The following is a 14,593-nucleotide window of genomic DNA, read 5'->3' on the forward strand; positions in this document are numbered from 1 at the left end:
GGAGTGCGGCGATCAGACGGGGGCGCCCGCCTTCGCCGCGCGCCCCTGCCCGGACCTGCGCGCCGTCAGCGTCGCACCGGCCGCCACCGACAGCCCGCACACGACTCCCGCCGCGAGCACCGCCCAGTCGCCCAGGAAGGTGCAGCAGATCACCAGCAGGGCCGTGACCGGCAGCACGAGCTGCTGGCTGATGCCGAACTTGAAGTGGCGCGCGTGCAGCGCCCACACCGTGAGCAGATACAGCGCCGTCGGCAGGGTGACCGCCGCCGAGGCGGACAGGGCCGAGACGGGCGACTCACCCACCGTGTGCTCGACCGCCACCTCGAGACCCGCGCCGATCGCGGCGGCCGAGGCGAAGATCAGATAGTGGCCGTACCCCCACAGGAACGACTGCCGGTTGCCGCGCAGATGACCGTGGACGGGCACCACGAAGTAGATCCACCAGGCGGAGAAGACGATCAGCAGACCGCCCGCCGCGATCGGCAGCAGCTCGCCGAGGACGTCGTGCTCGTCCAGGGCCGACTTCACGGCGGCCGTCGCCGCGGCGATCGTCTCGCCGAGCACGATGATCGTGAACAGCCCGTACCGCTCGGCGATGTGGTGCGGATGCCAGGCGGTGGCGTTGATCCGCTCCGCGAACAGGGGCACGCACAGTTCCGCGATCACCATCACCAGATACAGCCAGGGGCGCGCGGGCTCCGGCAGCACCACCAGCCCCGCCCAGCCGACCTGGCAGATCAGGATGCCGCCCGCGTACCGCAGGGCCATGGTTCTCTCCGCGCCCCGGGCGGATCTCGCGGCCCGCAGCCACTGCGCGACCATCGCCAGCCGCATGATCACATAGCCGAGCCACACCACCAGGAAGTCGTGGTCCGTGAACGCCCGTGAGACACCGGCGGCCAGGACCAGGACGCCGGCGATCTGGACGAGGGTGACGACCCGGTAGAGGACGTCGTCGTTGTCGTACGCCGAGGCGAACCAGGTGAAGTTCATCCAGGCCCACCAGATGGCGAAGAACAGCATCGCGTAGTTGAGGATGCCCTCGCCCGCGTGCCCCTCGGCGACGGCGTGCACGAGCCCCACGCCCACCTGCGCGACGGCCACGACGAAGCACAGGTCGAAGAAGAGCTCCAGCGGCGAGGCGACCCGGTGGGCCTCACCGCGCCCGCGCGCGGTGAGGGGGCGCAACGGCCGTCGGGTCTGCGGCCCGTCCGGAGAGGCGGGCGGGTGAGCGGAACTCGGCGTCATGTCACCCAGGAGAGCAGAAAACCGCACCGAAATCTTGTGAAGCGATTCACAAAACGTCCTGGGGTCGCGGCTCCGGGACAATGGCCTGGTCGGACGGCACGGGGGCCGACCGGCCCGGCCCGCCGGGGGACCTTCGGCCGGTGATCGAGGACCAACGCGGCGCCCGGAGGGAGCGCCGGAGGCGTGCAATGGATCCGTAGCCACCAGCCGATGCGGAAGGTGCGGGTCATGACTGCCACGCCTGCGGAAACCACCCCTGCGACACCCGCGGAAGAGACGGCGGGCGAGACCTTGGCGGCCCGGGGCGCCTGGGACGGCTTCCGGGGCGACCGGTGGCGGGAGTCCATCGACGTCCGCGACTTCGTCCAGCGCAACTACACCCCCTACGAGGGCGACGCCGCCTTCCTCGCCGGCCCGACCGAGCGCACCACCAAGGTCTGGAACAAGCTCCTCGCGATGTTCCCCGTCGAGAACGAGCGGGGCATCCACGACGTCGACGTCCACACCCCGTCGCGGATCGACGCCTTCGCGCCCGGCTACGTCGACCCCGACCTCGACCTGATTGTCGGCCTCCAGACCGACGCCCCGCTCAAGCGGGCCATCATGCCCAACGGCGGCTGGCGGATGGTCGAGAACGCCCTCACCGCCTACGGGTACGACCCCGACCCCGCCATCAGGACGATCTACACCAAGCTCCGCAAGACCCACAACGACGGGGTCTTCGACGCCTACACCCCCGAGATCCGCGCCTGCCGCTCCTCCGGCATCATCACCGGCCTGCCCGACGCCTACGGCCGCGGCCGCATCATCGGCGACTACCGGCGCGTCGCCCTCTACGGCGTCGACCGGCTCGTGGCGGCCAAAGAGGCGGTCGGTGTCCTGCTCGACGCCGAGTGGCCCACCGCGGAAGTCATCCAGGAGCGCGAGGAGACCCGGGAGCAGATCCGCGCCCTCGAGGAACTCCGGGCCATGGCCCTCTCCTACGGCTACGACATCTCCGGCCCCGCCCGCACCGCCCGCGAGGCCGTCCAGTGGCTGTACTTCGCCTACCTCGGAGCCGTCAAGGAGCAGAACGGCGCGGCCATGTCCATCGGCCGCATCGACGCCTTCCTCGACGTCTACTTCCAGCGGGACATCGAACTCGGCCTCCTCACCGAGTCCCAGGCCCAGGAATTCGTCGACGACTTCGTCATCAAGCTCCGCATCGTGCGCTTCCTGCGCACCCCCGAGTACAACGAGCTCTACTCCGGCGACCCCACCTGGGTCACCTGGTCCCTCGCCGGCCTCGGCGAGGACGGGCGCCCGCTGGTCACCCGCACCACCTTCCGCGCCCTGCACACCCTCTACAACCTCGGCCCGGCCCCCGAGCCCAACCTCACCGTCTTCTGGTCGCCGCGGCTGCCCGAGGCGTTCAAGGAGTTCGCCTCCCGCGTCGCCATCGACACCAGCGCCCTCCAGTTCGAGTCCGACGACCTCATGCGCCCCAAGTACGGGGACGACACCGCCGTCGCCTGCTGTGTCTCCGCGATGGCCATGGGCCGGCAGATGCAGTTCTTCGGCGCCCGCGTGAACGTCGCCAAGGCCCTCCTGTACGCCGTCAACGGCGGCCGCGACGAGATCTCCGGCAAGACCGTCGCGAAGGGCTTCGAGCCGATCACCGACGAGTACCTCGACTACGACCTGGTCCTCACCGCCTACGACGCCATGCTCGACTGGCTCGCGAAGACCTACGTCCACGCGCTCAACGTCATCCACTACATGCACGACAAGTACGCCTACGAGCGCCTGGAGATGGCCCTGCACGACCGGGCGATCCTGCGCACCATGGCCTGCGGCATCGCCGGTCTTTCGGTCGCCGCCGACTCCCTGTCCGCCGTCAAGCACGCCCGCGTGAAGGTGATCCGCGACGAGAGCGGCCTCGCCGTCGACTACGTCGTCGAGGGCGACTACCCGGCGTACGGCAACAACGACGACCGGGCCGACTCCCTCGCCCGCTGGATCGTGCACGAGTTCATGGAGAAGGTCCGCCGGCACCCGACGTACCGCGACGCGGTGCACACCCAGTCGGTCCTGACGATCACCTCGAACGTCGTCTACGGCAAGAAGACCGGCAACACACCCGACGGCCGCCGCGCGGGCACCCCCTTCGCACCGGGCGCCAACCCCATGAACGGGCGTGACGAGCACGGCTACATCGCGTCGGCGCTCTCCGTCGCCAAGCTGCCGTACGACGACGCGGAGGACGGCATCTCGCTGACCAACACCATCACCCCGGGCGCGCTCGGCCGCACCCCCGCCGAACGCGTCGCCAACCTCTCGGGCGTGCTGGACGGCTACATGGCGAGCGGCGGGTTCCACATGAACGTGAACGTGCTCGACAAGGCGACCCTCGAGGACGCGATGGAGCACCCCGAGAAGTACCCGCAGCTCACCATCCGGGTCTCCGGGTACGCGGTCAACTTCGTCCGGCTGACCCGCGAGCAGCAGCTCGACGTCATCAACCGCACCTTCCACGGCTCGCTCTGAGGGCGAGGGACCATGACCACGACCCTGCCGTCCGCGCCGGCGACCCCGCCGGCGCCGGACGGGCGCCCCGCCGTGCGGGCGGCCACCCCGGTCACCCCGGCCGTCGCGGCGACCCGGCGGCCCGCCGTGGGCTCGGTGCACTCCTGGGACCTGTCGACCGGCGTGGACGGTCCGGGCACCCGCTTCGTGACCTTCCTCGCCGGCTGCCCGCTGACCTGTCTGTACTGCCACAACCCCGACACCTGGCGGATGCGCCACGGCAAGCGGACCTCGGCCGACGCCGTCGTCGCCGAGGCGGCCAAGTACACGCGGTTCATCGCGGCGGCGGGCGGCGGGGCCACCGTCAGCGGGGGAGAGCCGCTCCTCCAGCCGGTGTTCACCGGCGAACTCCTGCACCGGTTCAAGCACGAACTCGGCCTGCACACCGCCCTGGACACCTCGGGCTACCTCGGGGTCCGCGCCACCGACGCCCTCCTCCGGGACACCGACCTGGTCCTGCTCGACATCAAGTCCTGGGACCGGGCCACCTACCGCAGGGTCACCGGCCGGCCGCTGGAGCCCACCCTCGCCTTCGCCCGGCGGCTCGCCGACCTGGGCACGGAGGTCCACGTCCGTTTTGTGCTCGTGCCCGGTCTCACCGACGACCCCGCGAACATCGAGGGCGTCGCCGCCTTCGCCGCCGGTCTCGGCAACGTCTCGCGCGTCGACGTCCTGTCCTTCCACAAGCTGGGCGAGGCCAAGTGGCAGGCGCTCGGCATGCCCTTCACGCTCCACGACACCCCCAGCCCCACCGCGGAGCAGACGGCGCGGGCCAGGGACGTCTTCACGGCCCACGGCCTGTACGCGGTGTGAGTGCGGCAGACCCTGGCTCCGGCCCGGACGACGGCCGCGGGAGGGGCCGTACCCTTGAGACATGAGTACCGGCCCCGACCCCGAGCCGCGCGACCCGAAGGCCGCGCTGATCTTCGACGATCCGCTGAGCCGGCCGTCCTCGGACGACACGGACCGCGGATGGGGCGAGCGAGGCGACGGTGACGCCGACCTGAAGCGCTTCCTCGACGAGAAGCCGCCCCACCACCTCTGAACGGCGCTCCGCAGCGCGGCTAGCGCCCGTCGGGCGTGGAGCCCGAACCCGAGCCGCGCTGGGCGACCAACTCGTCGCGGATCTGCTTCAGCACCTCCAGCTCGGACAGCTCGATGACCTCGTGGGTGCCTTCCTTCGCCTTCCTGCGGGCCTCGACCCGGGCCAGGTACTTCGCCATCGGCAGGACCATCAGGAAGTAGACCACCGCGGCGGTGATCACGAAGCTGAGCGTGGCGCCGAGCACCGAGCCCCACAGCAGCTGGATGCCGTGCGTTCCCTGGCAGGACGTGCTCAGGCACGAGCTGTAGTTGTCGAGGTTCTGGGTGCCGATCGTGCCGACCAGCGGGTTGATTATCCCCTTCACCAGTGAGTTGACGATGTTCGTGAAGGCGGCGCCGATGACCACTGCGACTGCCAGGTCGACGACGTTGCCGCGCATCAGGAACGCCTTGAAGCCCTGCCAGACGCTTGGTTCCTTCTTCTCGCTCACCTCGGGGACTCTCCTCATGTGCACAGGGTGTGGAACGAAACGCTCCGCAACCTACGACACGATGAGGCCATCCTGTCCAATTCCATCCCCCGATCGAGCGACTTGACAGCGTGGCGCCAAGCAAACGACGGGTGAAGTTCAGCACAGCGTCACCGCCAGCCGCGCCGTCGCGCTCGCGCCGACCAGCCGGGCCGCCGTGGAGCGCGGCACCGAGAGCACGACCAGCGCGCCGCTCTGCGCGCCGTCGTCCAGTGGCTCGGGCAGCGCGCTCACCCGCGCGCCGCGCGCGATCACCCTGGGCTCACCGCCGGTCGCCGGATCGTCCGCGGCGACGACGTCGACCCGGTCCCCCGGCCTCAGCAGCCGGACGGTCGCGGCGTCGGCGATCCGCACCGGCGCCGTCACCGTCTCCACCGCGTCCGGCCGTCGTACGGGCTCCGCCGCCGGATGCCCGCGGGGCCGCTCGGAGCGGTGCGGATCGGTGGCGGTGCGCGGCCCGGCGGCCACCAGCGCGGCCGCCGTGACGGCGAGCCCGGCGGCTACGGCCCGCCGCCGGTGCCGTACGAGCCGTTGCAGCTGATGGCGGCCGCCGCGCACCCGGACCGGCGCGAAGTGGGGCACCTCACAGGTGGCCGGCGCGTCGATGCCGAGCGGGCGCGGCGTGGGGAAGGGAGGCGGGAAGGACGAGGAGGACGGGGAAGGAGACGAAGGAGAGGAAGGCGACGAGGACGGGGAGGGGTACGGGGGAGTCAAGGACATGAGGACCACCACCTGCGGCGAGGGATCGGCTGGTGACCCCACGATGCGGCCTCGCGCCGATGTCCGCCGGAGCCGGTGGCCTACCGACGGGTTGTGGACAACTCGCTCACCCGAACGGGGAGTTCCGTCCCCGGACGCCTACGGCAGAGCGAACCCCGGGTCCATCCCGCCGAGGGCGTTCGTGCACAGGCAGTCGCGGGCCGAGTTCTCCGGCAGCGCGGCCACCGCGTCGAACAGCACGCCCCGCAGTCGGTCCACGTTGGCGGCGAACACCTGGAGCACCTCGTCGTGCGAGACGCCCTCGCCGGTCTCGGCGCCCGCGTCGAGGTCGGTGACCAGGGTCAACGACGTGTAGCAGAGCTCCAGTTCGCGGGCGAGGGACGCCTCGGGGTGACCGGTCATGCCCACCACCGACCAGCCCTGGGCCTGGTGCCACAGCGATTCGGCGCGCGTCGAGAAGCGTGGCCCCTCGATCACGACCAGCGTCCCGCCGTCCACGGCCTCCCAGTCCTGGCCGCGGGCCGCCTTCAGCGCGGCGGCCCGGCCGGTGGGGCAGTACGGGTCGGCCAGCGACACGTGCACCACGTTCGGGACGGTCCCGTCGGGCAGCGGCAGCCCGTCGAAGTAGGTCCCCGGCCGCGACTTCGTGCGGTCCACGAGCTGGTCCGGGACGAGCAGCGTGCCGGGGCCGTACTCGGGGCGCAGACCGCCGACCGCGCAGGGGCCGAGGACCTGGCGCACACCGAGCGAGCGCAGCGCCCAGAGGTTGGCGCGGTAGTTGATGCGGTGCGGCGGCAGATGGTGGCCGCGGCCGTGGCGGGGCAGGAAGGCGACCCGCCGGCCGGCGATCTCGCCGAGGAAGAGGGAGTCGCTGGGTGCCCCGTAGGGGGTGTCGACCTGGACCTCGGTCACGTCGTCGAGGAAGGAGTAGAAGCCCGAGCCGCCGATGACACCGATCTCTGCGTTCGCCATGACGAGCACATTAGCTGGCCGGACGGACGCCGGAAGCCCGTCCCCCGGGAACGCCGAAGACCCCGTCGTCCCGTGACGGCGGGGTCTCGCGAGCGGAGTGTCAGGCCGCGGAGGTGTTCGTGGAGCTCGACGAGGACGACGGGGAACTCGACGAACTCGATGAGGACGACGAGCCCGACGCGGACGACGTCTTCGCGTCCGACGACGTGGAGCCCGACGAGGACGAGCCGGCGGGCTTGGTGGCCGGGCTGCTGCTCGAGGAGGAGCCGCGGCTGTCGTTCCGGTAGAAACCGGAGCCCTTGAAGACAATGCCGACCGCGGAGAACACCTTCTTCAAGCGGCCACCGCAGTTGGGGCACTCGGTCAGGGCGTCGTCGGTGAACTTCTGCACCGCCTCGAGGCCCTCGCCGCACTCGGTGCACTGGTACTGGTAGGTCGGCACTGTCTTCCTCCTGGCACTCTCACTCGATGAGTGCTAACGACGGTCCATAGTGACGTATTCCCGGGGATCAGTCCACTGTGACCGGCTCGCGGTGACCGACGCCACGTGCCACCGTGCGGTTCCGCTGCCGCGCGGTGAGCCGTGAGCGCAGTGCCACCAAGGTGATCAGGGCGAGCATCGTGCCGGCCATCGGCACGAGGAATCCGGCGCCGCCCCGGAAGCGGTCCTCCAGTTGTCCGGCCACGGTGACGGCGGCCGCCTGGCCCAGGGCGACCGCGCCGGTCAGCCAGGTGAACGCCTCGGTGCGGGCGGCGGCCGGGACCAGCCCTTCGACCAGGGTGTAGCCGGTGATCAGGGCGGGGGCGATGCACATGCCGACCAGCAGGCCGAGCCCGGCCAGGACGGGCACCGAGTGGGCCGTCCACAGGACGGACGCGGTGAGCGCGAGCGCCGCGTACCCGATCACGAGCCGGTGGCGCGGGCCGGTCCGCCAGGCGATCGCGCCGCACACGACGCCGGAGAGCATGTTGCCCGCGGCGAAGGTGCCGTACAGGACGCCGTTGAGACCGGGTTCGCCGATCGACTCGCTGAACGCGGCGAGCGAGACCTGCATGCCGCCGAAGACGGAGCCGATCCCCAGGAAGGCCACCGCCAGGACGCGCACGCCGGGGACGCGCAGCGCGGAAGGATGCCTCCCCCGCGTGTGGGTGTCCTTCGTCACCGTCGGCTGCGTACGCCTGCTCGCGGCGAACAGCAGGCCGCCGACGAGGGTCAGCGCGGCCTCCGCGACGAGGCCGGCCGCCGGGGCCACCGTGGTGCACAGGGCGGTCGCCAGCAGCGGGCCGACGACGAAGGTCAGCTCGTCGGTGACCGACTCGAAGGCCGCGGCGGTGCCCATCAGGGGCGAGTCCTGAAGCCGTACGCCCCAGCGGGCGCGGACCATCGGGCCGATCTGCGGGACCGAGGCGCCGGTGGGCACGGCCGCCGCGTACAGCGCCCACAGGGGTGCGTGCGACAGGGCGAGCGCCGTCAGCGCGAGACCCGACAGCGCGTGCACGAGCACCCCGGGGATCAGCACCGCGCGCTGGCCGTGGCGGTCGGCGAGCCGCCCGCCGTAGGGCGCGAACAGGGCCATGGAGACGCCGGTGACGGCCGCGGCGGCGCCGGCGGCGCCGTACGAGCCGGTGGTGTGCTGGACGAGCAGCACGATGGAGAGGGTGAGCATCGCGAACGGCTGACGCGCCGCGAAGCCGGGGAGCAGGAACGTCCACGCGCCGCTGGTGCGCAGCAGCTGCCCGTAGCCCGGGCGGGACGGTGCCGGAGTGTCCGACGGCTCGGTGGTGACCGTGGATGCCACGGCCCGTGCCTTTCTGCCGCCTGGTAGCGCGCCCGTGCGGGGGGCGCCGAGAGCTGTCCTCTTGCGCGGAACTGCGGTGGATACCGGAGCCCGCTGAGGAGAGCGTCCCGGCCGCCATACGGTCGCGCCAGCTCTGCGTCAGGCAGAGTTGGTTCGATCAGGGTGCCTCGATCGTACAGGGATCAAGGCCCGGAACGCCTGTGAAACCGAGCACCGAAGGACGGTTCACCTGGGATCGTCGGGGGAGCGGAGCACGGTGAGTGGGGCACGCGCGCGGCGCGTGGGGTACGGCGCGCACCGCACCGAGTACGGCGCGCGGAAAGGCGCTCAAGGTGCTCACCTTCCGCCGCCGTTCGTCCCCAGCCACCCGGCCAGCTTGCCGCCGTGCGCGACCGCGCGCAGGCGGCGTTCCGCGGCGTCCCGGACGGGGTCGGTGGTGACGACGAGGAGTTCGTCGCCGTGCCGCAGCGCCGTCGTGGGCATGGGGACGAACGATTTCCCGTCACGTACGACGAGGGTGACGGCGGCCCCGGCCGGCAGGCGCAGCTCGTTGACCTCGACGCCGTGCATCCGCGAGCCCTCGGGGATGGCGACGGACAGCAGATGGCCGCGCAGCCGCTCCAGGGGCGCGGACTCGATGCCGAGGTCGGCCGCCTCCGGTTCGTCGCCCAGGCGCAGCTTGCGGGCCACCCAGGGCAGCGTCGGGCCCTGGACCAGGGTGTAGACGACGACCAGGATGAAGACGATGTTGAAGATCCGGTGGCTGGCATCGACACCGTTCACCATGGGGATCGTCGCCAGGATGATGGGCACCGCGCCGCGCAGCCCGGCCCAGGACATCAGGATCTGCTCCGGCCACGGCACCCGGAACGGCATCAGGCTCAGCACCACGCTCAGGGGCCGCGCCACCATGGTCAGCACCAGCCCGATGACGAGTCCAGGCCAGATGTCGTCGCCGAGCTCGTGCGGGGTGACCAGCAGGCCGAGCAGGACGAACATGCCGATCTGGGCGATCCAGCCGAGTCCTTCGGCGAACCCGCGCGTGGCGGGCCAGTGCGGCAGTTTGGCGTTGCCGAGCACCATCGAGGCGAGGTAGACGGCGAGGAATCCGCTGCCGTGCGCCAGGGCGCCCGCGGCGTAGGCGGTGACCGCGATGGCCATGACGGCGATCGGGTAGAGGCCGGAGGCGGGCAGGGCGACGTGCCGCAGTCCCCAGGAGCCCAGCCAGCCGACCGCGAGCCCGATGCCGGCGCCGATGGCCAGTTCCAGCGCTATCTCGCCCACCAGCACGTACCAGTGCTCGATCGGCCCGGCGGTGGAGAAGGCGACCACCAGGATGACCACCGGGGCGTCGTTGAAGCCGGACTCCGCCTCCAGCGTGCCCGTCACGCGCGCGGGGAGCGGGATGCGGCGCAGCACGGAGAAGACCGCCGCCGCGTCCGTCGAGGACACGACCGCCCCGATGATGAGCGCCTGCCGCCATTCCAGCCCGGTCACGTAGTGCGCACCCGCGGCCGTGACCCCGACGCTGACCGCCACCCCGAACAGCGCCAGCGTGGAGGCGGCGGGGAGGGCCGGCCGGATCTCCTTCCACTTCGTGCCGAGACCGCCCTCGGCGAGGATCACGACCAGGGCCGCGTAGCCGATGACCTGGGTCATCTCGGCGTTGTCGAAGTGGATGTCCCCGATGCCGTCCTGGCCCATGAGGACGCCGATGCCCAGGTAGACGAGCAGGCTGGGCAGCCCGCTGCGCGACGAGACCCGGACGGCCGCGACGGCGACGAGCAGGACGACGGAGCAGATGAGCAGGAGCTGGTTGAGGTGATGGACAGTCAGCGGCGGATCCCTTCACCGGCCTCACGCGCGGGAGGCGCGAAGCGTACGTGCGCGCGGTGCGAAGCACCCGTGACGACACGCACCGGTGCCGTGGTGCTCCGCACCCAAGTACTTCATTACCTTACCTAACTCTTGACGTTTTCTTGACGCGCGGCGAGGCAAGATCGAACGCCCGTCCGCGCGGGTTCCCGACTCCGCGTCAAGGGGCACCGGGCCCTGCGCCTATGGTTGCTCCAGCGCTCATTCAAAAGGACAGCCCGCCTCGCCGCTCGCGTTAGGACAGCAAGGACAGCGATGCCCCCCAACACCACCGCCACAACGGGTGACAAGCCCGGCAAGTCCGGCAGGAAGAAGGGGCGAAAAGCCCGACTGCTCGTCCTGGTGCTCGTCCTGGCCGTCGTCGGGGGCGTCGCTTACGGGGGGTACTGGTCGGTCAGCACCGTCCGTGCCTCCTTCCCGCAGACCAGCGGTTCCCTGACACTGGACGGCCTGTCCGGACCGGTCGAGGTGAAGCGGGACGGCAACGGCATCCCGCAGATCTACGCCTCGTCCGACGCGGACCTGTTCATGGCGCAGGGATACGTCCAGGCGCAGGACCGGTTCTACGAGATGGACGTGCGCCGGCACATGACGTCCGGCCGCCTGTCGGAGATGTTCGGCAAGGGCCAGGTCAAGAACGACGAGTTCCTGCGCACCCTGGGCTGGGACCGGGTCGCGAAGAAGGAGTACGACACCAAGCTGTCGGCCGCGACGAAGAAGTACCTCCAGGCGTACGCGGCGGGGGTCAACGCCTATCTCCGGGGCAAGGACGGCAAGGACATCTCCCTGGAGTACGCGGCGCTCGGCTTCAGCAACGACTACAAGCCGCAGCCTTGGACCCCGGTCGACTCGGTGTCCTGGCTGAAGGCGATGGCCTGGGACCTGCGCGGCAACATGCAGGACGAGATCGACCGCGCCCTGATGACCAGCCGCCTCGGCCCGCAGCAGATCCGCGACCTCTACCCGGACTATCCGTACGGCCGCAACAAGCCGATAGTCCAGGAGGGTCAGTACGACGAGCTGACCAAGTCGTTCAAGCAGGGCGAGGGCGCCACGACCGGTTCGGGCACCTCCACGGGCTCGGGCACGACGGGTTCGGGCACCGCGACCGGCTCGGGCGTCACGAGCGGTTCAGGGGCCACGACGGGCACCGGGGGCACCGAATCCTCGTCCACGTCCGGATCGGCGCTCACGAGCCAGCTGGAGGGCCTCTACAACGTCCTGGACGACGTCCCCGCGGCCGTCGGCGTGAACGGTCAGGGCATCGGCTCCAACTCCTGGGTCGTCGGCGGGGAGCACACCATCACCGGCAAGCCGCTGCTCGCCAACGACCCGCACCTGTCGGCCTCGTTGCCGTCGGTCTGGTACCAGATGGGCCTGCACTGCCGCACCGTCTCGGACAAGTGCCAGTACGACGTCGCCGGTTACACGTTTGCCGGGATGCCCGGTGTGATCATCGGCCACAACGCGGACGTCGCCTGGGGCATGACCAACTCCGGGGTCGACGTCACCGACCTCTACCTGGAGAAGCTCAGCGGCGACGGCTACCTCTACGACGGCAAGGTCCGGCCCTTCAAGTCCCGCGAGGAGACCATCAAGGTCGCCGGCGGCCCGTCCAAGAAGATCGTCGTCCGGGAGACCGACGACGGCATGCCCCTGCTGTCCGACCGCGACAACGAACTCGTCAAGGTCGGCAGGAAGGCCACCGTCGACACCGCGGCCCCCGACCGCGGCGACGGCTACGGCATCGCCCTCAGGTGGACCGCCCTGGACCCGGGCACGACCATGGACGCCGTCTTCGCGCTCGACAAGGCGGCCGACTGGAGCGACTTCCGCGACGCGGCCGCGCTGTTCGACGTGCCCTCGCAGAACCTGATCTACGCCGACACCGACAACCACATCGGCTACACGCTGCCCGGCCGCATCCCCACCCGCGCGGACGGCGACGACGGCTCCGTCCCGGCGCCCGGCTGGGACCCCAAGTACCGCTGGACCGGCTTCGTCGAGCAGGACGAGCTGCCCTACGAGCTCGACCCCGCGCGCGGCTACATCGTCACCGCCAACCAGGCCGTGGTCGACAAGGACAAGTACCCCTACACGCTCACCACGGACTGGGGCTACGGCACCCGCAGCCAGCGCATCAGCGACCTGATCGAGTCGAAGATCAAGGGCGGCGGCAAGATCTCCACCGACGACATGCGCCAGATGCAGCTGGACAACAGCAGCGAGATCGCCAAGCTGCTCGTGCCCAAGCTGCTCCAGATCGACCTCGGCGACAAGGACGTCCGCCAGGCGCAGAAGCTGCTGGAGGGCTGGGACTACACGCAGGACGCCGACTCGGCCGCCGCCGCGTACTTCAACGCGGTCTGGCGCAACGTCCTCAAGCTGGCCTTCGGCAACAAGCTGCCCAAGGAGCTGCGGCCCAAGGGACAGTGCCTGTGGGTCGACAAGATCGACAGCACCGGTCCGGTGGACGACGACACCAAGGTGCGCGAGTGCGGCGAGCGCGACGCGGACCAGGCGCAGCCGGACGGCGGCGACCGCTGGTTCGAGGTGGTCCGCAACCTCATGGACAAGCCGGACAGCGACTGGTGGACGACCCCGGCCTCCCGCACGGGCAACCGCCCCGCCGCCACCAACCGCGACGAGCTGTTCAAGCGCGCCATGATCGACGCCCGCTGGGAGCTGACGGCCAAGCTGGGCAAGGACATCGACACCTGGAGCTGGGGCCGGCTGCACCGCCTGTTCCTGAAGAACCAGACCCTCGGCACCAGCGGCCCCGGCATCCTCCAGTACGTCCTCAACCGAGGCCCCTGGAAGATCGGCGGCGGCGAGGCCACGGTCAACGCGACCGGCTGGAACGCCGCCGGCGGCTACGGCGTCGTATGGGTGCCGTCGATGCGGATGGTGGTCAACCTGGACGACTTCGACAAGTCCAAGTGGATCAACCTCACCGGCGCCTCCGGGCACGCCTACAGCGCGCACTACACCGACCAGACGGACAAGTGGGCCAACGGCGAACTGCTCTCGTGGTCGTTCTCCGCGAAGGCGGTCGACGGCAGCACCAGCGACACCCTGGTCCTCAAGCCGTGACCCGCTGACCGCGGCCTGACCGGACCTGGTCCGACCGAAAGGGCCCTCCCCACGTGTGGGGAGGGCCCTTTCGCATGCGCCCCGGTGCGGAAGCCGACGGGGGCCCCGGGATCAGGGGCTCGCGAAACGGCGCACGCCCGACGGCGTCACCACGGCGTGCACCGGACGGTCGTGCGCCTGCGCGGGCACACTCGCCACGACCTCCGCGTCGTACAGCAGCACCACGAGCGCGGGGCGCACGCCCGCGCGCTCCAGCCGGGCCAGCACACGGTCGTACGAGCCTCCGCCGCGCCCCAGCCGCATCCCGCGCCCGTCGATCGCGAGCCCGGGCAGCAGGACGACGTCGGCGGTCAGCACCGCGTCCGGGCCGAGCCGCTCGCCGCCCGGCTCGAAGAGTTCCATCCTTCCCGCGTGCCGCACCCGCGCGAGGGCGCCCTCACCGGCGTACGCGCCCCAGTCCAGGTCGTTGTCCGGCAGGAGCGCGGGAAGCAGGACCCGCACGCCCCGCGCGCGCAGCGCGTCCAGCAGCGCGAGCGTGCCGGGCTCGCTCCCCACGGAGACGTACGCCGCCACCGTGCGCGCCCGCTCCAGCTCGGGCAGCTCCAGCGCGCGCCCGGCCAGCACCGTGCCCGTGTCCCGCACGGCGTCCGCCGTCAGTCCGTCCCGCGCCGAGAGGATCTCCCGGCGCAGCGTTCGCTTGTCGGGCTCGGCGCCACGTCCGACGTTTTCCACAGGTCGCACCCGCAC

Annotated in this window: 12 protein-coding genes; 4 read left to right on the forward strand and 8 right to left on the reverse strand. The window is 71.0% G+C overall.

Annotated elements, in window-relative coordinates; all coding sequences use genetic code 11:
- Positions 1-12: 12 nt before the first annotated feature.
- The gene (locus AB0F77_RS05120) at positions 13-1,248 is read right to left on the reverse strand and encodes a low temperature requirement protein A (protein WP_361941652.1); all 1,236 of its coding nucleotides are present in this window, start codon (positions 1,246-1,248) and stop codon (positions 13-15) included.
- 228 nt (positions 1,249-1,476) lie between these two features.
- On the opposite strand from AB0F77_RS05120, the gene pflB reads away from it, so the two are divergent.
- From pflB to AB0F77_RS05135, 3 genes are all read left to right on the forward strand, one after another.
- Positions 1,477-3,774, forward strand: a complete 2,298-nt coding sequence (pflB, locus tag AB0F77_RS05125; RefSeq protein WP_361941655.1) for a formate C-acetyltransferase — start codon at positions 1,477-1,479, stop codon at positions 3,772-3,774.
- Positions 3,775-3,786: 12 nt separating this feature from the next.
- A complete protein-coding gene (pflA, locus tag AB0F77_RS05130; protein WP_361941658.1) occupies positions 3,787-4,626 on the forward strand; it encodes a pyruvate formate-lyase-activating protein in 840 nt (279 codons plus the stop codon).
- A gap of 61 nt (positions 4,627-4,687) precedes the next feature.
- Positions 4,688-4,858 carry a hypothetical protein gene (locus tag AB0F77_RS05135; RefSeq protein WP_361941661.1) on the forward strand — a complete coding sequence of 57 codons (171 nt, stop codon included), beginning with the start codon at positions 4,688-4,690 and terminating at the stop codon, positions 4,856-4,858.
- A gap of 19 nt (positions 4,859-4,877) precedes the next feature.
- On the opposite strand, the gene mscL is transcribed toward AB0F77_RS05135, so the two are convergent.
- The 6 genes from mscL to AB0F77_RS05165 form a co-directional block, all read right to left on the reverse strand.
- Positions 4,878-5,348, reverse strand: coding sequence for a large conductance mechanosensitive channel protein MscL (mscL, locus tag AB0F77_RS05140; RefSeq protein ID WP_361941664.1), 471 nt, complete (start codon positions 5,346-5,348; stop codon positions 4,878-4,880).
- A 138-nt stretch (positions 5,349-5,486) separates the two neighbouring features.
- The gene (locus tag AB0F77_RS05145) at positions 5,487-5,969 is read right to left on the reverse strand and encodes a hypothetical protein (protein ID WP_361941666.1); all 483 of its coding nucleotides are present in this window, start codon (positions 5,967-5,969) and stop codon (positions 5,487-5,489) included.
- 276 nt (positions 5,970-6,245) lie between these two features.
- Positions 6,246-7,079 (reverse strand): S-methyl-5'-thioadenosine phosphorylase, encoded by an 834-nt coding sequence (locus AB0F77_RS05150; protein ID WP_361941669.1) that lies wholly within the window; start codon positions 7,077-7,079, stop codon positions 6,246-6,248.
- A 100-nt stretch (positions 7,080-7,179) separates the two neighbouring features.
- Positions 7,180-7,521: an FmdB family zinc ribbon protein gene (locus AB0F77_RS05155; protein WP_361941672.1), complete on the reverse strand. Its 342-nt coding sequence runs from the start codon at positions 7,519-7,521 to the stop codon at positions 7,180-7,182.
- Positions 7,522-7,588: 67 nt separating this feature from the next.
- On the reverse strand, positions 7,589-8,878 hold the full coding sequence (locus AB0F77_RS05160) for an MFS transporter (protein ID WP_361941675.1): 1,290 nt from the start codon (positions 8,876-8,878) through the stop codon (positions 7,589-7,591).
- A gap of 336 nt (positions 8,879-9,214) precedes the next feature.
- A complete protein-coding gene (locus tag AB0F77_RS05165) occupies positions 9,215-10,714 on the reverse strand; it encodes a potassium/proton antiporter (RefSeq protein WP_361942536.1) in 1,500 nt (499 codons plus the stop codon).
- A 294-nt stretch (positions 10,715-11,008) separates the two neighbouring features.
- On the opposite strand from AB0F77_RS05165, the gene AB0F77_RS05170 reads away from it, so the two are divergent.
- Positions 11,009-13,846: a penicillin acylase family protein gene (locus tag AB0F77_RS05170; RefSeq protein ID WP_361941678.1), complete on the forward strand. Its 2,838-nt coding sequence runs from the start codon at positions 11,009-11,011 to the stop codon at positions 13,844-13,846.
- A gap of 111 nt (positions 13,847-13,957) precedes the next feature.
- On the opposite strand, the gene AB0F77_RS05175 is transcribed toward AB0F77_RS05170, so the two are convergent.
- Entirely contained in the window at positions 13,958-14,578 is a 621-nt protein-coding gene (locus AB0F77_RS05175) for a 5-formyltetrahydrofolate cyclo-ligase (protein WP_361942539.1), read from the reverse strand.
- Positions 14,579-14,593 lie beyond the last annotated feature (15 nt).

This window comes from Streptomyces sp. NPDC026672 (genome assembly GCF_040638185.1).
Taxonomy (GTDB): domain Bacteria; phylum Actinomycetota; class Actinomycetes; order Streptomycetales; family Streptomycetaceae; genus Streptomyces.